General features: G+C 58.6%; 20 protein-coding genes and 1 pseudogene. 9 read left to right on the forward strand and 12 right to left on the reverse strand.

Annotation, left to right across the window (positions count from 1 at the left end; translation table 11 throughout):
• Positions 1–218 precede the first annotated feature (218 nt).
• On the reverse strand, positions 219–1,589 hold the full coding sequence (locus tag FZF01_RS00135) for a heavy metal sensor histidine kinase (RefSeq protein WP_150276086.1): 1,371 nt from the start codon (positions 1,587–1,589) through the stop codon (positions 219–221).
• Entirely contained in the window at positions 1,586–2,257 is a 672-nt protein-coding gene (locus FZF01_RS00140; protein ID WP_150276087.1) for a heavy metal response regulator transcription factor, read from the reverse strand. The genes FZF01_RS00135 and FZF01_RS00140 overlap by 4 nt, the downstream gene beginning before the upstream one ends.
• A 149-nt stretch (positions 2,258–2,406) precedes the next feature.
• Between FZF01_RS00140 and FZF01_RS00145 the strand changes: the two genes are divergently transcribed.
• Both FZF01_RS00145 and uraH read left to right on the forward strand, forming a co-directional pair.
• Positions 2,407–2,907 carry a GlcG/HbpS family heme-binding protein gene (locus tag FZF01_RS00145; protein ID WP_150276088.1) on the forward strand — a complete coding sequence of 167 codons (501 nt, stop codon included), beginning with the start codon at positions 2,407–2,409 and terminating at the stop codon, positions 2,905–2,907.
• Positions 2,908–2,917: 10 nt separating this feature from the next.
• Positions 2,918–3,328 carry a hydroxyisourate hydrolase gene (gene uraH, locus FZF01_RS00150; protein WP_150276089.1) on the forward strand — a complete coding sequence of 137 codons (411 nt, stop codon included), beginning with the start codon at positions 2,918–2,920 and terminating at the stop codon, positions 3,326–3,328.
• 56 nt (positions 3,329–3,384) lie between these two features.
• On the opposite strand, the gene FZF01_RS00155 is transcribed toward uraH, so the two are convergent.
• From FZF01_RS00155 to FZF01_RS00165, 3 genes are all read right to left on the reverse strand, one after another.
• Positions 3,385–4,104, reverse strand: a complete 720-nt coding sequence (locus FZF01_RS00155; RefSeq protein WP_150276090.1) for a hypothetical protein — start codon at positions 4,102–4,104, stop codon at positions 3,385–3,387.
• Between the two features lie 235 nt (positions 4,105–4,339).
• The gene (locus FZF01_RS00160) at positions 4,340–5,662 is read right to left on the reverse strand and encodes a substrate-binding domain-containing protein (RefSeq protein WP_150276091.1); all 1,323 of its coding nucleotides are present in this window, start codon (positions 5,660–5,662) and stop codon (positions 4,340–4,342) included.
• Between the two features lie 214 nt (positions 5,663–5,876).
• Positions 5,877–6,473 carry a pyridoxamine 5'-phosphate oxidase family protein gene (locus tag FZF01_RS00165; protein WP_150276092.1) on the reverse strand — a complete coding sequence of 199 codons (597 nt, stop codon included), beginning with the start codon at positions 6,471–6,473 and terminating at the stop codon, positions 5,877–5,879.
• Between the two features lie 99 nt (positions 6,474–6,572).
• Between FZF01_RS00165 and pdxR the strand changes: the two genes are divergently transcribed.
• Positions 6,573–8,012, forward strand: a complete 1,440-nt coding sequence (gene pdxR, locus FZF01_RS00170) for a MocR-like pyridoxine biosynthesis transcription factor PdxR (protein ID WP_150276093.1) — start codon at positions 6,573–6,575, stop codon at positions 8,010–8,012.
• Here pdxR and FZF01_RS00175 read toward each other — a convergent pair.
• Positions 7,992–8,975 (reverse strand): alpha/beta fold hydrolase, encoded by a 984-nt coding sequence (locus FZF01_RS00175; RefSeq protein ID WP_150276094.1) that lies wholly within the window; start codon positions 8,973–8,975, stop codon positions 7,992–7,994. The genes pdxR and FZF01_RS00175 overlap by 21 nt on opposite strands.
• A 129-nt stretch (positions 8,976–9,104) precedes the next feature.
• On the opposite strand from FZF01_RS00175, the pseudogene FZF01_RS00180 reads away from it, so the two are divergent.
• A pseudogene (locus FZF01_RS00180) lies at positions 9,105–9,537 on the forward strand (GNAT family N-acetyltransferase).
• Positions 9,538–9,663: 126 nt separating this feature from the next.
• On the opposite strand, the gene FZF01_RS00185 reads toward FZF01_RS00180, so the two are convergent.
• The gene (locus FZF01_RS00185; RefSeq protein WP_150276095.1) at positions 9,664–10,053 is read right to left on the reverse strand and encodes a septal ring lytic transglycosylase RlpA family protein; all 390 of its coding nucleotides are present in this window, start codon (positions 10,051–10,053) and stop codon (positions 9,664–9,666) included.
• Between the two features lie 101 nt (positions 10,054–10,154).
• A complete protein-coding gene (locus FZF01_RS00190) occupies positions 10,155–10,490 on the reverse strand; it encodes an ArsR/SmtB family transcription factor (protein WP_223825329.1) in 336 nt (111 codons plus the stop codon).
• A gap of 100 nt (positions 10,491–10,590) precedes the next feature.
• On the opposite strand from FZF01_RS00190, the gene FZF01_RS00195 reads away from it, so the two are divergent.
• Complete coding sequence (locus FZF01_RS00195; protein ID WP_150276097.1) at positions 10,591–11,679, forward strand: NADH:flavin oxidoreductase/NADH oxidase; 1,089 nt, start codon at positions 10,591–10,593, stop codon at positions 11,677–11,679.
• A 38-nt stretch (positions 11,680–11,717) separates the two neighbouring features.
• Here the strand turns inward: FZF01_RS00195 and FZF01_RS00200 are convergent, their stop codons facing one another.
• From FZF01_RS00200 to FZF01_RS00215, 4 genes are all read right to left on the reverse strand, one after another.
• A complete protein-coding gene (locus FZF01_RS00200) occupies positions 11,718–12,257 on the reverse strand; it encodes a DUF3087 family protein (protein WP_150276098.1) in 540 nt (179 codons plus the stop codon).
• Positions 12,250–15,351: an efflux RND transporter permease subunit gene (locus FZF01_RS00205; protein WP_150276099.1), complete on the reverse strand. Its 3,102-nt coding sequence runs from the start codon at positions 15,349–15,351 to the stop codon at positions 12,250–12,252. The genes FZF01_RS00200 and FZF01_RS00205 overlap by 8 nt, the downstream gene beginning before the upstream one ends.
• Positions 15,348–16,529, reverse strand: a complete 1,182-nt coding sequence (locus FZF01_RS00210) for an efflux RND transporter periplasmic adaptor subunit (protein ID WP_223825330.1) — start codon at positions 16,527–16,529, stop codon at positions 15,348–15,350. The genes FZF01_RS00205 and FZF01_RS00210 overlap by 4 nt, the downstream gene beginning before the upstream one ends.
• A gap of 135 nt (positions 16,530–16,664) precedes the next feature.
• Complete coding sequence (locus FZF01_RS00215) at positions 16,665–17,300, reverse strand: TetR family transcriptional regulator (RefSeq protein ID WP_150276101.1); 636 nt, start codon at positions 17,298–17,300, stop codon at positions 16,665–16,667.
• Between the two features lie 203 nt (positions 17,301–17,503).
• Here FZF01_RS00215 and FZF01_RS00220 point away from each other — a divergent pair, with 203 nt between their 5' ends.
• From FZF01_RS00220 to FZF01_RS00235, 4 genes are all read left to right on the forward strand, one after another.
• The gene (locus FZF01_RS00220) at positions 17,504–18,652 is read left to right on the forward strand and encodes an efflux RND transporter periplasmic adaptor subunit (RefSeq protein ID WP_150276102.1); all 1,149 of its coding nucleotides are present in this window, start codon (positions 17,504–17,506) and stop codon (positions 18,650–18,652) included.
• Between the two features lie 4 nt (positions 18,653–18,656).
• Positions 18,657–21,806, forward strand: coding sequence for an efflux RND transporter permease subunit (locus tag FZF01_RS00225; RefSeq protein WP_150276103.1), 3,150 nt, complete (start codon positions 18,657–18,659; stop codon positions 21,804–21,806).
• A complete protein-coding gene (locus tag FZF01_RS00230; RefSeq protein WP_150276104.1) occupies positions 21,803–23,233 on the forward strand; it encodes an efflux transporter outer membrane subunit in 1,431 nt (476 codons plus the stop codon). Before FZF01_RS00225 ends, FZF01_RS00230 begins: the two co-directional genes overlap by 4 nt.
• A gap of 150 nt (positions 23,234–23,383) precedes the next feature.
• The gene (locus tag FZF01_RS00235; protein ID WP_150276105.1) at positions 23,384–24,247 is read left to right on the forward strand and encodes an MBL fold metallo-hydrolase; all 864 of its coding nucleotides are present in this window, start codon (positions 23,384–23,386) and stop codon (positions 24,245–24,247) included.
• The last annotated feature ends 1 nt before the right edge of the window (position 24,248 follow it).

Genomic DNA, 24,248 nt, shown 5'->3' on the forward strand with positions numbered 1-24,248 from the left:
ATCTGGTGCAGCTCACGCAGGCGCTCGCTGCCGTCTTCGGCCTGGGCCAGGGTGCAGGTAAGTGCAGAAATGGAAAGCAGAATGGCGAATACGATTTTCATGTAATTAACCCTTTGTACAGTGATTAGCGGTGGCGAGTGCCGCCGCTTGACCTGCACAGGATATGAAAACCGTCCCGGCGCCAGCATGACGCGGTCATTACAAAGTTGTCATGTGCTTTACACCCTGGCCGGGGCTGGAAAATACAGCTCGAAACAGACCCCGTCGCTGATATTGGACACGCGAACGAATCCGCCATGCAGGCCCATGATTGCCTCAACGATCGCCAGTCCCAGCCCACCGCTATCACCCGGCTCACTTCTCGAGGGATCTGCCCGGTAAAAGCGCTCGAACAATCTGGGCAGGTGTTCCGGCGCGATGCCGGGCCCGCGGTTATGCACGCTGATAACGGTGTGCGCTGCTTCGGTCCAGCTGGTGATGTTGATCGCAGTACCTGTGTTGGCATGGCGGATGGCATTGGCAATCAGATTTGCCAGGGCCCGGGTCAGCATCTCCGGCTCTACCCACAAGACACCGTTGCAGCGATTTACCAGCGTCAGCTGCCGTTCCTCGGCCATACCCTCGAAATAGTCACAGAGCCCTTCAACGCTTGTATGTAGCTCGGTCAAGCGGCGCTGAAGGCTCTGCTTGGGCTGCACGCAGCGGGCCAGGAACAGCAGGCTATCGATCATCCGTGCCAAGCGCTCGAACTCCTCCAGATTGGACTCCAGCAACTGTTCATGCTGTTCGGCCGAACGTGGCAGGCTGAGTGTCTGCTGGGTTTGACCGATGAGATTATTCAAGGGCGTGCGCATCTCGTGGGCCAGGTCGCCCGAGAATCGCGACAGTTGCTCAAAGCCTTCTTCCAGCCTTCCCAGGGCCTGGTTGAAACTGCTGACCAGGGTATCCAGTTCGTTGTAGCGGTTGACGGTGTGCAGACGCAGATGCAGGTGTTGGCTGTCGATCGCCCCCGCCTGCAACGCCAGTCGTCTCAATGGTCGCAGACCCCGCTGGCTGATCCAGAACCCCAACAGGAACGACAGCACGCTACCGGCACTGAGCACAGCGATCAGGTTTGACCGGTACGCCGTCAGCATCAATTGCCGTTCAGCTAACAGGTGCCCGGCGATTAACGTCAAGGCTCTCCCGTTCACCCTGATCTGCTGAGTAACCAGGCGATAGGTCTGAGCTTCATCCTGATGAAAAATCGGCTCGCCGGTGACCGGCAATGCAGGCATGGGCAAGCCGGTCGGATTTATGCTGACCAACCTGCGATTGTTGTCATCGAGTACCCAGAGAAAATGCTGAGTATTGCCCAGCATGTTGGCGTAAAGCTCCGGCCGGTCGGTTGGTGCGGTCAGATCAGGACTGTTTTCCAGCAATAACTGCACCCGCTCGAGGCGCCCGAGCAAGCTTTGGTCATCGCGCCAGGCAATTTCACGCTGCAGTGACTGATACAGGTATAAACCGATACTGCCCAGCAGCAACGTGCCGACCAGAGCAAAAGCCAGGCCCAGTCGCAGGCTCAGGGAACGCATCAGAAAATTCACGGAGAGCCGTCCAGCTTGTATCCCATACCCCTTACCGTATGCACCAGCTTGTGCTGGAAGGGATCATCTACCTTGGCGCGCAGCCTTCGAATAGCAACGTCGACCACATTCGTGTCGCTGTCGAAGTTGATATTCCAGACCTCCGAGGCGATGCGACTGCGTGACATCACTTCCCCCGGATGACTGATCAGCAATTGCAACAGGGCAAACTCCTTGTTGGTCAACGTAATACGCTTACCCCCACGGCTGACCTGGCGACGCAGCACATCCACTTCCAGATCCTCCAGCCGGTGATGCTCAACCTCGCGCAGGGGTGCGCGGCGCAACAGGCTGCGCACGCGGGCGAGCAGCTCTGAATAGGAGAACGGCTTGACCAGATAATCATCCGCACCCAGCTCCAGACCCTTTACCCGGTCTTCAACGCTATCGCGTGCCGTCAAAAACAGGACCGGCGTCTGTCCGCGCAGGCGGATCAGTTTGATCAGTTGCCAACCGTCAATGCCAGGCAGCATGACGTCGAGAATAATCAGGTCAAAGTGGTCTTCTTCGATCAGATGCCGTGCATCCAGCCCATCAAGGGCCACTGCCACCTGATAACCAGATTCCCCCAAACCTCTCTGCAGATACTCGGCGGCCTTGCGTTCGTCCTCAACAACCAGAATGCGCATGTTCTTCTCCAGATGCATGCCGCCAGATTAGAGCCAAACTCCAGGCATGCCCATTACAAATACGTAATGAAGTAGCAATGCGGGTGACCGTTCCGGTAAAGCAACATGCAGCCGTACTCACATGCACCCCGGAACACGGAGATACCCACATGCTGCATAAACTTTCCCTAATGACGCTGTTTATCGGCAGCCTGGCGGCGGGCGCTGCCCAAGCCGATAGCGCCGGCATAGCAGAACGAAAGGACCTGACCCTCGCACTCGGTAACCAGTTGGCGGCAGCCACCCTGACTGCCTGCCATGCCCAGAATCGCAGCGCCGTGGTTGCCGTGGTGGATCGCTCAGGCCATCTGGTTGCGCTGCAACGCGATGACAACGTCGGCCCCCATAACACCCTGGCAGCCCAACGAAAGGCGTTCACCGCCCTGTCTACCAAGACCGCCACCAGCGAGCTGGCCAAGCGCGCCCAGAGCGACCCGAGCTCGGCCAACCTCAACACCCTTGATGAGTTGCTGCTACTGGGCGGCGGTGTTCCGGTGCTGGTTGATGGACAGGTAATCGGTGCCCTGGGAGTAGCCGGGGCTGGCGGCTCCAGTATCGACGAGGGCTGCGCCAACAGCTCAATAGAACAATTGATCCAATCAGATGAGTAAGGAAAAAACCATGAAGCTAATTCCGCGTTACACCCTGGCATTACTGCTGACTGGCATGGCCGGTATTGCGCTTGCCGCAGAAAACCCACTCAGCGTTCACGTGCTGAATCTGGAAGACGGATTACCCTCACCTCAGGTGCGTGTCACCCTGGAGCAGCTCCAAGGCGCAGGCTGGCAAGCCCTGAACGAAGGCGTTACCAACCAACAGGGCCGCATCACAGAATTGTTCCCGGCGGGCAAGACGCTGCAGAGCGGCACTTACAAGGTGACCTTCAAGACTGGTGACTGGTTTGCCATGCATCAGGCACCCACTTTCTTCCCGGAGGTGCCGGTGATTTTCGAAGTGGATGGTGGGGTAGATCACTACCATATTCCACTATTGCTCAGCCCCTACGGTTACTCGACCTACCGCGGTAACTGAGCCTCCGTAACGTACAGGCGTTGATTACCCGTTGTACGCCCTGTCGCCTGCAGCATTCAGGTTCTGAAATTGCTGTAGGCATGACAGTACATCCTCCGCCACTCATCACTGATACTGCCGCTGCTCCGACACTGACCTTTTAGCCACTGCTGTGCACCTTTGCGGCAATCACGGTACGAGAGCGAGCCTTTGCCCAGGTTCAGACAAAAACTGCTGTTATCTATACGGTTATTGTGAAAATCAAAGGTGGTTTTCCACCGGGATGTGTTTCCTCTGGCATCCTCCCAGAGAATGGACGCCGCCTTGGAGCCAGAGAGTCCTTGCGCTCGGGTTCTGGTTGATCGCCGCGTAGATTCAACAGGTACCGACTGAATGATATTGACCTGTTTAGGAGGCATGTAGTTGGTGTCGTTAAAGGTCGTCTGCCTGGCGACCACCTCGCGTTCAGGATCAGGGGGCACGGTTGTCGCTTGCCTCTTGCGATCCCGCTCTACATGCTCCCAAAACGTCATTTCTGCCGTGGGTCGCGGCGGCTGAGGCGCTGCCTCGACAGCAACCGATTGTGCCGGCTGACTGGGGGCTGGCCGTTCTGTTTCGACAACATTCTCCTGATGACCTGAATCAACCTGGCTTGGCGTCGGGTCCCGGCCGTTACCGTTCAGGTATAGAAGCAAGCCGCCCCCAAGCACGGCGGTAATAATGACTGCGCGCTTGGTGGAATTATTGCGCGCGCCCCTGTTGAGCCTGCGCGGCCCATCATCCCTGTCAGCTCTCATGACTTTCTCCTTGTCCTGCCGGCCCATTCACCGCCCCGGCAATCCTTGTAGCGCCCCTTTATCTGCTCAGGTCAACCACGACCCCATGAACATCATGGCATTCTTGCCCGCCCCTGGCTGCGTCCATGCTTTCCATCTGTGGCGCAGGTCACACTGTCGCAGCGGCACTCCATACGCCAAAAGCGGCCAGACTGTGTTTGGCAGAGAAGCATCGGCTGCGTGGAAACAAAATAGCTCAACGCCTGACCCACACCTCGACCCGACCGTTGCGCTTTGTACCGGCTTCCCCACCCGCAGAGCCCACGGGCATGTAATGGCCGTAGCCGGTGCGCCCCTGCACCTTGGTACCCAGCTCTCGGAGGGCCTTGCTGGCGGACAATGCTCGCAGCTCAGAGATCATTTGAGCCTGGAGCTCGTCCCCCTGCTGATCCGCAAAACCAATAAGCATCAGATCTCTGCCGGTTTTGCCAGTTTCCTTGAGATACGCCTGAATTCGCAGCAGGTCCCGATTAGCCTTGTTGTCGAGTTTGGTGCGTCCCTCAGCAAAGCGAATATTCACAGATAGCCGCTGATAACGCTCGGTCAGGCGCTTGAAGGTGTCGGGCACGCTAGCATCATGCACCGGGTCGACCGCAAAGGGGTTCTGGGAGAAAAATCCGGATTTGGCCACAATATCCTGTCCGGCCGGGCTCTGCGCGAACTCGATAAAGGCCTGGGTCAGCGGCTTGCCAGTGTTGCCAGTGGTGTAAAAGTACAACCGGCGAGATAGTGCATAGTCTTCAGTCGCCACCGACAGCTTGCTGGGCTTGAGGGCCGCCGCGTTACCGTCGGCAATAGCCAGAAGCTTGCTGGTCCCCGCCGAAGCGAAACCGGCAAAACCAATGGCAGCCGGGTCCTGGCTGACATCCGCTGACAACTGGTCGTTCGACTCGTAGCGCAGAGCTCGGTCGGTCAGCGTATAGGCCCCCGCCAGAACCAGCTCCTTGAAGGTGTCCCAGGTTCCTGACCGGTCATCGCGGGCGTACACGGTAATAGCTCTGTCGGGCCCACCAACGGAAGACCAGTTGATAATCTCTCCGGCAAAGATCTTCGCCAGGGACTCTATGCTGAGCTGCTCAACCGGATTTGACGGGTGAACCAGTATTGCCAGCCCGTCTATGGCAATAACATGCTCACTATCGGCATGAACCATGTCGGCCCGTGCCGCCATGGCAGTGACTTCGCTGGCTTTGACCCGCCGCGAAGCCGCCCATATATCTGCCCTGTTGGACACCATCGAAGTGAAGCCGGTGCTGGTACCGTGTGCCGCTACCAACACCGTCAATGGTGTGGCTTTGTCCGTAACGCTGAGTACGGTCTCGTTTTCGTTCCCTGTGGCGGTTGCGGTCACAGCCTCTCCGGTTAGTTGCTCCAGGAAACCTGTCATCAGCATGGGCGCGAGGGTGGCACCAATGGTGTTGGAGCCATGGATCTCCAGGTCGTGGGCAGAAACCAGGCCTGGAAGAATAGTCAGCGTGAGCCACAAGCGGCATAGTAGGTAACGGCAAATGAATGACATGGTTGGTCTCATTGAAATCGGACATGCAAGTTCGGGCGGCTAGAATGCGACCAAAAGATGTCAACTGGATTACAACAAGGTTACGCCCATACTGCGAAGAGCAACGCTCCCGAAGTGAAGCCCGGGACACAGATGGGGCTTTCAACCGTCGGATTTGTTGCATTCTTGCAGCCCGATCTGGCCTCTCACATCGTGCCAGAAGCAAGGCGCACAACTAAGCTTTCAGATTGCCATGCCACACCGGCAAATCGAGATCCTCGGGTTCCTCGACAGGGCCCCCTGTCCGGCTTTTGAAGGCCCCCTCCTCAATGGGTATCCGGAACAATGCGGTGGCCTTGCGCTCCTTCGCATTGGGTGCCCGCACCTTGTCCCAGCGGCCGGGTTCGATGTCGTTGATGACCGCTCTGAAAGCCGCATCAAAGTCATCCTCATTCACTACCCGCTCCGCCCTGCCAAACAGCACCAGTGATTGATAGTTGGCGCTGTGGTTGTAGGCAGACTTGCTCATCACCCACTCCTCGGTCACAGCAAAGGACAGACACAGTTGTATGCCCGCATCCAGCCGCTCTGCCAGCCTGCCACCGTTTAGCGTATGTACGTACAGGTCATCGCCCACGCGCCAGGCGGTGATTGGAATGATGCGCGGCTCACCCTCCTCAACGAAGGCCAGGTGGGCGGTTTTCAGCCGGTCAATCAGAGCATAGGCCGGTGCGCGTTCGTAACTCGCACGTTTGGCGGCTCGCTTGACCTTGCTGCGCGGGCAACAGCTCAGCGGATCTGAAGAGGTTGTGTTGTTGTCAGTCTGTGACATGGGAGCTCCATTGGAAGGTAACTGTCCTGGGCTCCATTTAAGGCTTTATCTGATACTCTCAAAAGATCCAGATTGTGAAATCTAACAGGACCAGTTGCCGTGATTGACGATATTCGCCTGGACGGCCCAGAGCCACTCCAGCAGCAGCTATACCAACAGCTTGCCGAGCGCATTATCGACCGCCGCTATCCGGCGGGCAGCCGCCTGCCATCCAGCCGGCAACTTGCGCTGGATATGGGCATCAGCCGCAATACGGTAAATGCAGTTTACGATCAGCTGAAAGCAGAGGGCTTTGTGCAAAGCCAGCCCGGCAAGGGTTTGTTCGTACATCAGCGCATCCACTCGGACACGCTCCAGCGCATCGGGCGGCCTGTCCTGCAACCCGATGGGGTGGCATTGCTGCCTCCCATACCGAAGCTGCAAGCCAGCAAGTACGACAGAGCTGGAGATGTCAGCCTGCCCTTTCAACCTGGCTTACCCGATCTGGATGCCTTTCCGATTCGCAGTTGGAATCGCATCCTGCATCATCAGGAAAGTCGCAAAAGGCTGCGCGGTTACGACAGCAGCCAGGGTTACCTGCCGCTGCGCCACGCCATTGCCGAGTACCTGCGCTCGGCCCGGGGCGTGCGTTGTCAGGAGCATCAGGTGATTATTACCAACGGCGCTCAACAGGCACTATCACTGGTTATGGATGTGCTGCTGAAACCCGGCGACCGGGTATTCAGTGAGAATCCCGGCTACCGCGGTGCCAGATACGCCCTCGCCTCCCGTGGCAACCCGGTAACCTCGGTGCCGCTAAAAAGACAGGTGCTGGACGTCGACGCGCTGCCCGCGTTGGGGCCGGCCAGATTGCTGTTCTGCACCCCCACACATCAATATCCCATGGGTGGCATTCTCGACATTTCCCAGCGCATGGCGTTATTGCGATGGGCGCAACAAAACCAGACGTGGCTTATCGAGGACGACTACGACAGCGAATTCCATTTCTACAACAAGCCCTTTGCCGCTATGCAGGGCATGTTCGACCACGCGCCAGTACTCTACGTCGGCAGTTTCAGCAAGACCCTTCTGCCTGCCCTACGCGTGGGCTATCTGGTTGTACCGGAACCGCTGGTTGACCATTTTGTGCAGGCCAAGCAGGTTAATGGCGGAGAGAGCCCACTACTCATTCAGGCGACCATTGCGGAGTTCATGGAGACCGGGCAGTTCACCCGCCACGTGCGCCGGATGCGTCAGTTGTACCGCGACAAGTGGCTGCACTTTCAGGCACGGGTAGCCGCAGAGCTGGACGGGCTGGTAACGCCGGTGGCCGAAAGCGCCGGCATGCATCTGGTGCTGGAAGGAGACTTCGACGATCAGGAACTGAGCCTTTGGCTCAGAACCAGAGGTTTTGGCAGTACACCGCTGAGCTCGCATTTCTTTGGCGAGGGGAATAGAACCGGCCTGGTCATGGGCTTTGCCAGCGCCAGCGAACATGAAATCGAAACATGCGTCGCTCTATTGAGGGAGCGACTCGGATCAAGCCCGGTCGCTCGATGACCCGGCAAAGGTCACCAGAGCATCGTTCACCTGCGCGCAGGCTTCGCTCTGCACCCAGTGTCCTATATCCGGCAGCATCACAATGTCCAACTGAGGAATGCGCGGAGCCATTCGCTTTCTCAGCTGTTCTTCACTGGCACCGCGTATGACGCTGTCGGCACTACCGACCAGAAACAGCACCGGACAGGTAATCTGCATATCGCGATACGGCTGCATCAGCCGCCAATTCTCGTCCAGGTTGCGGTAATAGTTGATGCCACCTGCAAAACCACTGCGGCGATAAGCATCAACGTAGTAAGCCAGCGCTGCGTCGGCAAGCCATTCCGGCTGCTCGCGCGGCTTGCCCAGCCGGCCTGTCCAGCCACCACCCTCCGTTATCGACCGCCCAAGCACGGGCGGATCGCGCGGCGTATCCGGCGAACAGTAAAGCGCACGCAAAATGCCCTCTGGATCGGCATCGAACTCAGCCTCGGCCACACCCGGTTTCTGGAAGTACAACTGGTAGAAGAAATCGTCGCCAAAATGCTCGCGCAAAAGGGTCATTGGCGGACGATCAGCAATGGGGTGCAGCGGGACGCTCATGTTCGCCAGCAGCGATACCCGATCCGGGTGGCGCAGCGTGAATTGCCAGCAATTGATTGCTCCCCAGTCATGACCAACCAGCAGCACCGGTTGTGCTCCACTGGCCTGCGTCACCAGATCGGCCATGAATTCGCAGATCCGCACCACGTTGTAATCTGCAATTGCCGGGAGGCCATCGGTCTCGCCGAATCCGGGCATGTCCGGCGCGATGGCGCGGTACCCTGCATTGGCCAGGGCAACCATCTGCTCTCGCCAGGTAAACCAGCATTCCGGCCAGCCATGAATGAAAAGCGCCACCGGCCCCTGACCGACACTAGCAACGCGGGTACGCAAACCGGTGACAGACCAGGATTCAAGGGTGATGTCTTCGAGTGCGAACATATTGACTCCCTGACAGGACAACTGATTGTGCTGGGGCTTGCTCAGCAGGTCAAAAGTAGAAAAGCATAGCAGCAGGCAATCAAACACCTAACCTGTACTTCGACATAAGACTATCCAGCAGGCTAATCAATGAACACACGTATCGAAATCGCATTAAATCCGGGGGACGCTGAACGCACAGCTATTCTTCAGCCTCTCAACGCTTACAACATAGCGCAGGCAGGTGACCCCAAATCGGAAGCAGTCGCCCTGCTGGTCCGCGACGAAGATACCAACGACATCCTTGGCGGCCTGTATGGCAACATTTTCTATCGCTGGCTATTCATCGAATTGTTGGCGGTGCCAGAGCAAACCAGGGGCCAGGGTACAGGGTACAGGCTCAAAGTTGCTTGAGATGGCCGAAAAACTGGCACTGGAGAAAGGCTACATCGGCATCTGGCTGGACACTTTCGATTTTCAGGCTCCCGAGTTCTATCCGAAACACGGTTTTACCCGGTTCGGACAAATCGACGATTTTCCTCCGGGACATCAGCGCTACTTCTTTCAGAAACGGTTGGACTGATGCGCAGGGGTAAGCCACAGTTTCGCTGTCTGGATAAGATCATCGAAGAGGAAAACTTCTGCGCAGAAAATAGATTTGTATTCTTTTAATCTATTCTCTCAACAACGCAAAAGGAATCAGATCAAGCTAGCGGATAACTTCTATCTCCACGCGCAACAAACCCTCCGAGGCGCGCCCTATGCTTTCGAAGGCCGCACGGGACAAGTCTATGATCCGGCCTCTGACGAAGGGGCCGCGGTCATTTATTCGCACCACGACACTCTTGCCATTCTTGAGATTGGTTACGCGAACCATCGAACCAAAAGGCAGAGTCCTGTGCGCGGCTGTATTCTCTCCGGCCTGATAAAGCTCGCCACTGGCGGTCGGCCTGGCAAGGTACCTGTCCGCGTAGTAGGACGCCTGGCCGGTTTCGGTATGGCCAACCCATTTATCGTTCGCACTGGCCTGACTGGTACTGCAGCCGCTGACCGCGAAAAGCAGCAATAACAGCCAGAACGTTCTGGTTAACCCTTGCATACGCCATCTCCCTATAGGTGGCACTTAAGCAGCAATCCCATGCAGGAACCGCCGTTCAGCATACGCGATACAGGCAAGAACGCAGAATAAAGCCGCCATTGTCAGATCGCAGCGGCCGCTGGGCTCCGCTCACCCTGGACATGCTGCGCCAGTATGGCGGCAAGCAAACCTGGAAAACGCTCATCCAGTTCGGCGCGGCGAAGTGAGTTCATATGCGTGGTGCCGACGCTCTTGGTGCAGACCAGACCGGCGTCGCGCAGCACCCGGAAGTGGTGGGACATACTGGATTTGGGCCGGCCACCGTCAAGCTCCCCGCAACTGGCCTCGTCCACCTCCGCCAGGCGCTGAACGACTTCCAGGCGCACGGGGTCACTCAAGGCGTAGAGCACGCGCTCAAGATTGAAGTCACTGACGGGGGGATGTTTAAAAGGTCGCATGGGCTGAATCATACACTCGGCTTTACTTATGATCCATAGTTCGAATATTATCGAACAACTGAACCAAGCCATCATTCACTATCACTTCACGGAAGCTCCCATGTCTGCACTGTTTCAACCCTTCAGCCTGAAAGACGTCACCCTGCGCAACCGCATCGCGGTTCCGCCCATGTGCCAATACTCGGCCACCGACGGTCTGATCAACGACTGGCACATGGCCAACTACACGGGCATGGCCCGCGGCGGCGCTGGTCTGGTGATCGTCGAAGCCACAGCAGTATCGCCGGAAGGTCGTATTACCCCCGGCTGCGCCGGCATCTGGAACGATCAGCTGGCCGAGGCATTCATTCCGGTAGTGCGCAGCATCAAGGCCCACGGCGCTGTTGCGGGCATCCAGATTGCCCATGCCGGCCGCAAGGCCAGTGCCAACCGCCCCTGGGAAGGTGACGACCACATCGGCAACGATGACGCACGCGGCTGGCAGACCATTGGCCCGTCCGCTATTCCCTTTGGCGCCCACCTGCCCAAGGTGCCCGATGCAATGACCCTGGACGATATTGCCCGGGTAAAGGCTGACTTCGTTGCCGCCGCAAAGCGTGCCCTGGACGTGGGATTTGAATGGCTGGAGCTGCATTTCGCCCACGGCTATCTGGCCCAGAGCTTTTTCTCCGAGCATGCCAATCAGCGCACCGATGCCTATGGCGGCAGCTTCGAGAACCGTAGCCGTTTTCTGCTGGAAACCCTGGCCGCCGTACGCGAGGTCTGGCCACAGAACCTGCCGCTGACCATTCGTTTTGGTGTGATCGAGTTTGATGGGCGCGACGAGCAGACGCTGAACGAATCCATCGAGCTGACGCGTCAGTTCAAGGCCGCCGGCATGGACATGATGAGTGTCAGCATGGGCTTCGACACCCCCACCGCAAATATTCCCTGGGCGCCCGGTTTCATGGGGCCGATTGCCCAGCGCGTGCGTGACGAGGCAGGTGTGCCGGTGTCTTCCGCCTGGGGCTTTGGCGAGCCGCATATTGCGGAAAAGGCAGTAAGCGATGGTCAACTGGATCTGGTGATGGTCGGCAAGGCCCATCTGGCCAACCCGCACTGGACCTATCTGGCCGCACGAGAGCTGAAAATCGACAAGCCTTCATGGACCCTGCCGGCACCTTACGCGCATTGGCTGGAACGCTACTGAGCAAGGCGCAAGCGGGTAACTGCTAGCGCCCCGGCAGCTCAAGCCGAAGTATCAGGCTTGCGCTGCTGGAGGCTGGCCAGCCATGCGGGATCCAACCGGTACTGGTCGATCGAAAGGCCCGTCTCAAGCATCGCCTGACGATGCTTTTCCAACGGCCCACTGAGCTCATCCGCTGCCTGTGGGTGGCCATCGAGCCGATGCATTTCCACCTGACCCAAGTGATAGAACCGGAGCAGCTTCATGGCCTCTGGCAAGCCTGCCTGCACGCCCGCTTCCACCTGATGCATCACGTTGGTAACGCTCATCAAGCTGCGCTTGAGCTGCCAGCCATATACCGCAGGCTGCATCCAGCTCTGATGCCAGAAAACGTAGCGCACCAGCACTATGGTGAGGGCCACACCCAGCAGCACACCACCCAGATTCCAGCGAAAATTACTGCCCTCCGTGCTACCAAACAGAGCGACTGCAAGCGCTGACAATGACATCGCCAAAACGGCAAAAATCACCACTATAACCAGCGTGCTCTTGCGCGTCTGCTGACGATAGCGCTGCGGGTCGAGATGTTGGATCTCAAACATGGGAGTTGACCTGATCCTGTGTCTTCGAGGCCCGGCGGGCAGCTAACCAACTGCGGGCGTTATCCCCCAGCACCAGCATGCAGGGGGTAATGAACAGTGTCAGTACGGTCGCGACGGTAAGACCGCCGGCAATCGCGCTGGAGAGCTGGGTCCACCATTGGGTGGAGGGCGCGCCAAAGCCCAGGCTGGGTTCCAGCAGGTTGACGTTGACGGCCAGCACCATGGGCATCAGGCCCAATACCGTGGTGATGGAGGTGAGCAACACCGGGCGCAACCTCAGGCAACCGGTCTCCCAGGCGGCATCGACAGCCGAGGCGCCGTCTGCGCGGATCTGGTTGTAGGTGTCGATCAGTACGATGTTGTTGTTCACCACGATGCCCGACAAGCCGATGATGCCCATCCCCACCATGACAATGCCGAATGGCTGACTGTTGACCAGCAGGCCCATCAATACGCCGGCTGTGGAAAACACGATCGCCGACATGACCAGCATGGCCTGGTACCAGCTGTTGAACTGCACCAGCAGGATCAACAGCATCAGGAAAATCGCCACCACAAAGGCAGTACCCAAAAAGCTGGCAGCTTCCTGCTGGTCTGCGCCTTCGCCAGCGGTATTGACCTGCACCCCTGGTGGCAGGTCCAGATCGCTGTTGAGCAGTGCGTTGAGGCGCTCGCCGACCTGGGCGTCGCCGGTCAGATCGGATTTGATGGTCACCGCACGATTACCATCGATACGGTTGATCACGCTCGTCTTGGGTGCAGGCTCGACGGTGACAAAGTTGCCGATGGGCACCTGCCCTCTGGGCGTCTGGACGGTGAGACGCGTAAGCTCCTCCACCGAACGCCAGCTCTCGGGAAAACGCACGCGTATGTCGACCTCATCACTGGCATACTCCGGCCGGAATTTCGCCAGCAATAATCCGTTGGTAACCATTTGCACGGCATTGCCCACGGTCATCACGTCGGCACCAAACCGGGCTGCGGCGGCGCGATCAACGTTCACTCGCCATTCGATACCCGGCAGACTGCGGTCATCTTCGATATCTACAAAGCCGCCCAGCCGGTTCATTTCCTTCACCATGAGCTCAACGGCCTTATCAATCGCGTCCTGGTCTTCTCCAGTGACCTGGAGCTCGATCGGTTTGCCCGCCGCAGGGCCGTTCTCCTGCTTGCGAAAATCCAGAATGATCCCGGGGATGTCCGCCGTCAGGTCGCGCATATCATCCAGAATGGCATTGGCGCGGCGTCTCTCGTCCCAGTCAATGAACTGGAACTGGATAGTGCCGACCACATCAGGTGGCAGCTCGTTGCTGGCAGAAACCAGGGAGCGCGCGTACAGCGCCTTGACCTCGGAAAGTCCGAGCAAACGCTGCTCTACCTGTTGCAGCAGATCATCGCGTTCATGAATAGACAGGTCGCCCCGAGCGCGCACCAGCACCTGAGCCGACTCCGGCTCGACCTCGGGAAAGAATTCCACGCCGTGGTTGAAGTTGGCATAGGTAATAAAGATCACCATCATGACGAGCAACATGCCGCCAAAGGTCAGGCCTGGACGCAGCAACAATTTTTTCAGCAATCGGCCGTAGGCTCTTCCCGTGCGGCTGCCCCCCTCTGCCGGAACGGCAGGCTGGTGGCGCTTGAGTGAACCCAGTACCGGCAGAAATATGAGCGCCATGACCAACGAGGCCAGCAGTGCGATGATCACCGTGGCCGGCAAATAACTCATGAACTGGCCGACCACACCTGGCCAGAACAGCAACGGCCCGAACACCGCAATGGTCGTCGCGGTAGACGCAATTATGGGCCAGGCCATACGTTCTGCAGCGTTACCCCAGGCCTCTTTCGGCGGCTGCCCCTCGGAGATATTCCGATCAGCCAACTCGCTGACCACAATCGCACCGTCCACCAGCATGCCGGCCACCAGAATCAGTGCAAACAGCACAATGATATTCATGGTGAAACCGATCAGGTAAAGCACCAGAATCGCAGCCAGAAAGGCGCCTGGAATGGTGATACCCACCAGCAACGCCGAGCGCAGACCCATGGTGGCGACAATCAGAATCAACACCAGCACCACGGCCGTCAGTACGTTATTGAGCAGATCCGACAACATGGTTTCGACCTGGTCGGACTCATCCATGATGTAGTGCACTTCCAGGCCTTCGGGGAAGTACTCACTGGCTTGCTCGATCAGCGCCCGGGTCTGCTCGGTGGTCGAGATGATGTTGGCGCCAGCGCGTTTTTTCACTTCCAGCACCATGGCGGGCTGGCCGTTGATCCGGGCAAACCCCATCGGATCCTTGAAACCGCGGTTGATGGTGGCCACATCGGCAAAGGTAACGACGGTATCGCCGTCTACTTTAACCGGCATATTCAGCACATCATCGAGATTTTCAATCACGCCAGGCACCTTGATGGACATGCGTCCCTCGCCGGTATCCAGGCTCCCTGCTGCAACCAGGCGGTTGTTGTTGGAGACCAGATTGAACAGTTCCGTATAATCCAGGCCGTAGGTCTCCAGGGCTTGGGGGTCGACGACGATTTCCAGCAGGTCCTCACGATCACCGCCGATTTCGACTTCCAGCACTTCCGGTATCGCCTCGATATTTTCCTGCAGCTGCCGGGCGATGAATACCAGTTCGCTCTGGGATATCGGGCCCGCCAGACCGATCGACATCACCGGGAACAGGGCGACGTTGATCTCGTTGACGGTGGGCTCATCCGCTTCGCTGGGAAGTTTGCTACGACCGGCGTCAACCTTCTCGCGCACGTCGGTCAGAGCCTTGTCTGCATCAAAGCCGGCATCGAACTCGAGCATGACCGAGGCATGGCCTTCGCTGGATACCGAGGTCATCTTCTTTATGCCTTCGAGTGACCGCAGCTCGTGCTCCATGGGGCGGACCAGCAATCGTTCGGCGTCTTCCGGGCTGATACCATCCAGGGTCATCGAGACGTACATCATCGGAATGGTGACGTCGGGGTTGGCTTCCTTGGGAATCGCGTTATAGGCGACCAGGCCACCGATAAACAGAAAGATCAGCAAGGTGATGACCGCCCGGCTGCGGTCTATCGCAGCGTGGATCATCGCACTCATTCAGCGGCTCCCTGGCCCGGCAGAGGTCCGCTTTGCGCAGCCCCGGGCTGAAATTCGTTACTGGCCTTCGCATCAGCTGTCTCGTCCTCGGGTACCACCTCGGTGCGCACCTGTTGTCCAGGATCAACGAATCCCGCGCCCTGGGTAATAACCTGGAGTCTCTCCGGCAAGCCTTCCACCGTCGCACCTTCGTTGGTGATAGCCACGACCCGGACCGGGTAGTTGATGACGCGTCCATCTTCATCCACAGCATGCACACCCAGATTGCCATCCGGGCCAAGACGCAGCAGCGCTGGCGAAAACTGATGAGCCATCACCTCCGGCAACTGGATCCGCAGCGTGGCGCTGCCACCTGCCACACGCCAGAGCTCGGGGTTGGCCAACTCTGCTTCCACGTAGAAACTGCGGGTCTGCGGATCGGCAGCCAGACTGATAAAGCGCACTTCACCCTCCAGTTCCCGGCCGTCGAGCAGGCGCAGTTTCACTGCCTGGCCTTCCGCTACGCGGCCCGCATCCTGCTGCGGAATCTGCGCGGTCGCTTTCAGGCGGGAAACGTTCACCAGCGACATCAGCTCGGCGCCTGGCTGCACCAGCTCGCCTATCTCCACATGATGGCGGTCGACCACCCCATCAAAGGGTGCAACCGGTGAGTTGTATTCCACCGCCAGTTGCGCCGCACTCAGATCAGCCTGGGCGCGCGCCACCTCGCCCTCAAGACGGATGATTTCATTTTCGGTGACGTAATTGGACGCGCGCAGTTTGCGTGCGCCATCGAGCTCTTTCTGGCGCAGGCGATAGATGGCTCGGGCCTGGGTCAGTTGCTGGCTACGCCCCTCGTCGGACAGCTCCAGCAGTGGCTCGCCAGCCGAGATAATATCACCCTGCTGCTTGAGCAGCTTTGCGACCCGACCGGATACCTGCGCCATGACCTGCACCTGCTGCCAGGGCAGTAACTGGCCCTGGAGCACCTGTTCACGGGTCAGCGGCTGGGCCTGGGACCAACGGGTTTCCACTTCATGCATTTGCTCCTCTGCCTGCTCCTCCGGCGGCGGGGCGGTGTCCTTGGCGCTCCGGGTATCACCCAGCAACAGCCATATGACCAGCGCTACCGCCATCAGGATGGCTAGCGCCACCGGTGAGATACCTCGACGGAGTTTGTTCTTCAAAGAAGCAGTCACGGACATTCCTTACCAGAGAGCCTGAATAATAAGCGGCGAATGCAGTTGGGGCGCCTGCACGCCCGGCAGTATATCCGCCAATAGCACTGCGTGCTTGAGCTCAGTTGACAGTATTGTGCAGGGAGAAGTTGCGATTCATGTCATGCGCAGGGCAGGACTCAGACGCAACATATCCAGAATACTGTCAGCCAGGGTTTCTGCCTTGGCATACAGATCCAGCCCTTCGGGCACCAGCAGGCACTGATCCAGCATGCCGGTGATAAATGCGTGCACACACCGACTGGCAACCGGCAGATCCAGATCGTCAGGCAACTGCCCCCTGGTTACCGCATTGCGCAAACTGAGCTCGATGTTGTGGTCGTATTCCCGGCGAAAATCCTGCATCCATTGGCGCATGTTGCCCAGATCTTCGGTGTATTCACATTTGTGAAACATGATCTCGCCGACTCGACGTACCTCCGGGTCACTCCCGGCGCGCTGAAACATCTTTATGAGCAACTCACGGAGGCGACCAAGCGGGTCTGGTTCATGGGGATCGCGACTGGCTTCACTGAGGGGCTGGAGTGGCATATGTACCCGCTCGAGCAAGGCGCCCACCAGCTCGGACTTATCCTGAAAGTGCCAGTAAATAGCGCCCCGGGTCACGCCCGCAGCGGTGGCAATTTCCGACAGTGAGGTACGGGAAATACCCTTGCGGTAAAAGCACAGCTCCGCTGCAGCAAGAATGTCACTACGGGTTTCCTGCGCTTCCTCTTTTGTTCGCCTGACCATCCGCCATTTCATCCAATCGGTTTCATGAATCGTGCGGCCTGACCGGGCAGGTCCGCGAATGCTGCTTATGTTAACTAATGTTATCTCTGTTTACAAACATTCATGAATGTAAGTATATTGTTCGCCAACCCGGTCATCTGCGCTCCCGACGCCCACGCACAATGACCAACGAAACCAGTACTGCGCTCTGCGAGGACCCTGTCATGCCCCATCTGAATACTGCGCGCTTCGCGCTACCCTCCCTATTGGCGTTGCTTACGCTACTAAGCGCCTGTGAAAAACAGAGCAGCGTCGCTCCAGACCAAGCTCAGGTGCAGCAGGTGCTTGAGGTGGGTGTGGTTACCCTGGCCGCGGAACCCTTTGAACTGACAACCGATCTGCCAGGGCGTACCGCACCCTTTCGCATTGCCGAAGTAAGGCCGCAGGTGAATGGGCTGATCGAAAAGCGGCTGTTCAACGAAGGTAGTGAGGTCAAGGCTGGCGAGCAGCTGTATCAGATAGACGACTCGGTGTATCAGTCAGCCCTCAACAGCGCAAAAGCTTCGCACCTGTCGAGCACATCTTTAAGTGATCGCTATGAGCAACTGATCGAGGATCAGGCCGTGAGCCGTCAGGCCTATGACGAAGCTCGTGCGACCAGCCTGCAAACCCAGGCTGCTCTGGAGCGCGCGCAGATCGACCTGCGCTACACCCAGGTCAGAGCGCCAATCGATGGCCGTATCGGTCGTTCAGCCGTCAGCGAGGGTGCACTGGTTACCAATGGCCAGGAAGCCGCAATGGCAACTATCCAGCAACTCGATCCGATCTACGTGGATGTAACCCAGCCGGCCCGCGACCTGCTGGCACTACGTCGTGATCTGGAAGAAGGCCGCCTGCAGAAGGTTGGGGACAATGCCGCCCAGGTTACCTTGCAACTGGAGGATGGTAGCGCCTATCCGCACCAGGGCACGCTGGAGTTCTCTGAGGTATCGGTGGACGCCGGGACAGGTTCAGTGACCCTGCGGGCCATCTTTCCCAACCCTGACAATATGCTGCTGCCAGGCATGTTTGTACACGCACAACTCGTGGCCGGCACCCGATCCGAGGCCATTCTGGCGCCTCAACAAGGCATTACCCGCACCCCTCGCGGGCAAGCCACTGCGCTGGTGGTTAATGCCGACGACATCGTCGAACTGCGAGAAGTTCGTACCGAACGCACTGTAGGAAATCGCTGGTTGATCAGTGATGGACTCAATGACGGTGACCGGCTGATCACCGAGGGTCTGCAGTTTGTTCAGCCAGGCGTCAAGGTCAAGGCTGTGCCAGCTGGCAACGTTGCCGAACCTGTTTCCACTGCCAGACAGGAAGGATAAATCCATGCCACGCTTTTTTATTGACCGCCCTATCTTCGCCTGGGTCATTGCCCTGGTGATCATGCTGGCCGGGGGGCTCTCGGTGCTGAGCCTTCCCGTGAACCAATACCCGAGTATCGCCCCGCCCGCGGTCGGCATCTCGGTCAGTTACCCCGGCGCTTCCGCGCAAACTGTGCAGGACACCGTGGTGCAGGTAATCGAACAGCAGCTTAATGGCATTGATGGCCTGCGCTATATCCGCTCGGACAGCAACTCCGACGGCAGCATGGAAATAACCGTAACATTTGACCAGGGCGTTGACCCGGACATCGCTCAGGTACAGGTTCAGAACAAGCTGCAACTGGCCACCCCCCTGCTACCCCAGGAAGTACAGCAACAGGGGATTCGGGTGACCAAATCAGTGAGTAACTTCCTGATGGTCATTGGCGTGGTCTCAACCGACGGCAGCATGAACCGCGACGACCTGGCCGACTACATTATTTCAAACCTGCAGGATCCGATCTCCCGGACCGAAGGTGTTGGCGACTTTCAGGTGTTCGGCGCGCCCTATGCGATGCGCATCTGGCTGGACCCGGCAAAGCTCAACAACTTCAAGCTGACCCCTACCGATGTCAGCGCTGCAATTCAGGCCCAGAATGTGCAGATCTCCTCCGGTCAGTTCGGTGGCTTGCCCGCCGTACCAGGCCAACAACTCAGCGCCACCATTGTCGGCAAGACCCGTCTTCAGAGTCCGGAGCAGTTCCGCGAGATACTGCTCCGGGCCAACCCGGACGGCTCCCAGGTTCGACTGAAAGATGTTGCCCGCGTTGAGCTGGGTGCGCAAAACGCGAACGTTTCTGCGCAGTACAACGGGTTGCCGGCCTCCGGGCTGGCGATCAAGCTGGCCACCGGGGCCAATGCGCTGGATACCGCTACCGCAGTCAAGCAAACCATTTCCGACCTTGAGCCCTTCTTCCCGCCCGGGCTGGAGATTGAATACCCGTACGAAACCGCACCGGTGGTCTCCGCTTCCATTACCGGCGTGGTGCATACCTTGCTGGAAGCTGTGGTGCTGGTGTTCCTGGTGATGTATCTGTTTCTGCAGAACTTCCGCGCCACCTTGATTCCTACCCTGGCCGTTCCAGTGGTCATTCTGGGTACCTTTGGCGTGCTTTCCCTATTCGGCTTCACCATCAATATTCTGACCATGTTCGCGATGGTGCTGGCTATCGGCCTGCTGGTGGATGACGCCATCGTGGTGGTGGAGAACGTCGAACGGGTGATGGCAGAAGAAGGACTCTCTCCGGTCGAAGCCACACGCAAATCCATGGACCAGATCCAGGGTGCGCTGGTTGGTATCGGCCTGGTGCTTTCAGCTGTATTCATTCCAATGGCCTTTTTCGGCGGCTCAACCGGTGTCATTTACCGTCAGTTCGCAATCACGATTGCGTCAGCGATGACGCTCTCGGTACTGGTGGCGCTGATATTCACTCCGGCGCTGTGCGCCACCATGCTCAAACCGATCCCCAAGGGCGGTCAGCATGAAAAGCGCGGGTTCTTTGGTTGGTTCAACCGGACCTTTGACCGCGGCGTAGGCCGATACGAGCGCGGCGTGGCCAGCATGCTGCGGCGCAAGACCCCTTACCTGCTGCTCTATGTAGTCATAGCCGCGGTCATGGCGGTGCTCTTTACCCGTGTACCTTCGGCCTTTTTGCCGGACGAAGACCAGGGGGTACTCTTCGCCCAGGTGCAGACACCAGCGGGCTCTACCGCAGAACGCACCCAACAGACCGTAGACCAGATGCGCGATTACCTGCTGGAAGAAGAAAGTGATGTGGTGAACTCGGTGTTTACCGTGACCGGCTTCAACTTTGCTGGCCGCGGACAAAACTCGGGCATGGCCTTTATTGGCCTTAAGCCCTGGGACGAGCGCACTGAACCCCAGCAGAGTGTATTTGCCTTGGCCGAACGGGCCCAGGCGAAGTTCGACACCTACCGCGACGCGATGGTCTTTGCTTTTGCACCGCCTGCGGTGATGGAGCTGGGCAACGCGACCGGCTTCAACCTGTTCCTGCAGGACAACGCCGGCGTTGGTCACGACACCTTGATGCAAGCGCGTAATCAATTGCTCGGCATGGCAGCGCAACATCCCGCGCTGATGGCCGTGCGCCCCAACGGGCTGGACGATGAGCCGCAATACCAGTTGACCGTGGACGACGAAAAGGCCCGTGTACTCGGGGTATCGCTGAGCGAAGTGAACAGCACTCAGTCGATTGCCTGGGGCTCCAGCTACGTCAATGACTTTATCGACCGCGGCCGGGTCAAGCGCGTTTATATGCAGGGCGAAGCCAGCGCACGCATGAGCCCGGAGGATCTGGGCAAGTGGTTCGTACGTAACAGCAGCGGCGAGATGGTGCCCTTCGATGCCATCGCCAGTGGTGAGTGGATCTACGGCTCGCCCAAGCTGTCGCGATACAACGGTGTGGCAGCGATGGAAATCATGGGTGAAGCCGCGCCCGGCTACAGCACTGGCGACGCCATGGCCGCGATAGAGGAAATCGCCCAGAAGCTGCCCCAGGGCATCGGCGTAGCCTGGACCGGACTGTCCTATGAAGAACGCATTTCCGGGGACCAGGCGCCCATGCTCTATGCGCTGTCCCTGCTCGTGGTTTTTCTCTGTCTGGCAGCACTGTATGAAAGCTGGTCGATACCTCTAGTAGTCATGTTGGTGGTCCCCCTGGGTGTGATCGGTGCGCTGATGGCGACCCTGGGCCGCGGGCTGACCAACGATGTGTTCTTCCAGGTCGGCCTTCTGACCACCGTGGGACTCACCGCAAAAAACGCCATTCTGATTGTCGAGTTCGCCAAGGATCTGCACGAGCAGGGTATGAGTCTGTTCGACGCTGCAGTGGAAGCCTGCCGCATGCGCCTGCGGCCGATCATCATGACCTCCCTGGCCTTCACCCTTGGCGTGGTGCCCCTGGCGCTGGCCAGTGGGGCTGGCGCTGGCAGCTCACACGCCATCGGGACCGGTGTGATCGGCGGGATGATCACCGCCACGGTGTTGGCAATTTTCTGGGTGCCCCTGTTCTTCGTGATGGTTTCATCGCTATTCGCAGGCAAGAAAGTCAAGACCGACGACTCCGATCCGACCACCAGGGAGATCACCCCATGAAGCGCAGCATGATTACCAGGAACATGATGGGCATCAGCCTGATTCTGGCGCTGACTGGCTGCTCAATGATCCCGGAGTATGAGCGCCCGGCCTCGCCGGTAGCCGACGGCTGGCCGAGAGGCGAGGCCTACGAGGCTACCTCTGCTGAATCCAGCGTCACGCCACCGGCGTGGCAAAGCTTCTTCCGCGATCCAGAGTTACGCGAACTGATAGCAGCTGCACTGGAAAACAACCGGGATCTTCGCGTGGCAGCCCTCAATGTAGCAGCCACCCGCGAGCTCTACCGGATTCAACGGGCTGACCGCTTGCCCACCCTCAGCGCGGACGGCAGCGGTAGTCGTGCGCGTACACCCGCCGGCCTCAATGGCAGTACGCAAAGCGGGATCAACAGCCAGTACAGCGCCACCCTGGGCGTTGCCTGGGAGGTCGACCTGTTCGGCCGCGTGGACAGCCTGCAGCAACAAGCGCTGGAAGAGTATCTGGCCACGGAAGCCGCGGAACGCAGCGTGCAGGTCAGCCTGATCGCCAGCGTAGCCAATACCTACCTGCGCTGGCAGGCTGATCAGGCGCTGCTTCAAGCTACACAGGAGACCTTGCAGACCTATGAAGACAGTCTGCGACTGACCCAGCGCAGCTTCGATGTAGGGATCGCCTCGACGCTGGAGCTGACCCAGGCCCGCACAGCGGTGGAAACGGCTCGCAGCAGTCTGGCCGCATACAGGCGACTGGTTGCTGAAGACCGCAACGCCCTGACCCTGCTGCTGGGCCAGCAGGCGCCGGCTTTACCCGGCGCAAAACCGGAGCTAGGGACCGACCTGCTCGCCGAGTTACCGGCGGGCTTGTCCTCGGAGGTGCTGTTGCAGCGCCCGGATATTCTGCAGGCCGAGTATGCGCTGCGCGAAGCCAACGCCAATATCGGCGCGGCACGGGCGGCGTTCTTCCCCAGCATCAGCCTGACAGCCAACGCCGGCAGCGCCAGCAACCAGCTGTCTGGCCTGTTCGACAGCGGCTCGGAGTACTGGAATTTCTCGCCGAGCATCAGCCTGCCGATCTTCAACGCTGGGCGCCTGCAGGCGAACCTGAACTACGCAGAGGTCATTCGTGATGTGCGTGTAGCCGAATACGAAAAGTCGATCCAGGTGGCTTTCAGCGAAGTCGCCGATGGCCTTGCCGCACGGGAGACCTACGTGGATCAGGTCGCCGCGCAACAGCGTCTGCTCAGCGCCAGCGAAGACTATTTCCAGATCGCCGAGCGTCGTTACCGCAGCGGCGTGGACAGTTACCTGACCTTGCTCGACGCCCAGCGCCAGCTCTTCACTGCTCGCCAGCAACTGATCACCGATCGGCTGAATCAGTTGACCAGTGAAGTGGAGCTGTTTCGCGCGTTGGGGGGAGGTTGGACCATGCCGACGGATCAGACTGAGTAACCAATGAAGGGCCGGGCAGCCAACCCCGGCCTTATGGTCCACCCATACAAGCACTGGCTTACTTATTCTTAATCGATATAACGTTATAACTATTAAACAGTTATGATTTATCTTAATTGAGTATTTCAAGCCCAGTAATGGAGTGTGATCATGCAACCTCTTGTAGAAGCTTTCTTCGACCAGGCGACCTTCACCTACAGCTATGTTGTGAGTGACCCTGCCACTAAACGCTGCGCTATCGTTGACTCCGTACTCGACTACGATCCAGCATCTGGCAGAACCTCCCACAACAGTGCAGATCGCCTGATCGCCCATGTGGGCGAGCAGGGCCTTCAAGTCGATTGGCTGCTGGAGACCCATGTGCACGCCGACCATCTCTCTGCTGCGCCCTATTTGAAGCGTGAAGTGGGCGGGCAACTGGCGATCGGCGAAAACATCACTGTCGTGCAGGATACCTTCGGCAAGCTATTCAATGCCGGCACCGAGTTCGCCACCGATGGGCGCCAGTTTGATCACCTGTTCAAGGACGGCGATACCTTTCAGATAGGTAACATCGAAGCCCGCGCCATCCATACCCCTGGCCATACGCCGGCCTGTATGACCTACCTGATCGGCGACGCCGGTTTTGTCGGCGACACTCTGTTCATGCCTGACTATGGCACCGCTCGCTGCGACTTCCCGGGCGGTGATGCGCGAGTGCTGTTCCAGTCGATTCGCAAGCTGTTTGCGCTACCCGATGAGACGCGGTTGTTCATGTGCCACGACTACAAGGCTCCTGGCCGGGATGACTTTCGCTACGAGACCACGGTGGCCGAAGAGCGCGCGCATAACGTGCACGTTCATGAGGGAATCCAGGAATCAGATTTCGTTACCATGCGCAGCGACCGTGATGCCACATTGGGTATGCCGACGCTGATTTTGCCGTCAGTGCAGATCAACATGCGAGCGGGCCAGTTGCCACCCGCCGAAGATAACGGCATCCGCTATCTGAAAATCCCCCTCGACGTGCTGTGAG

This window comes from Halopseudomonas salina, assembly GCF_008641105.1.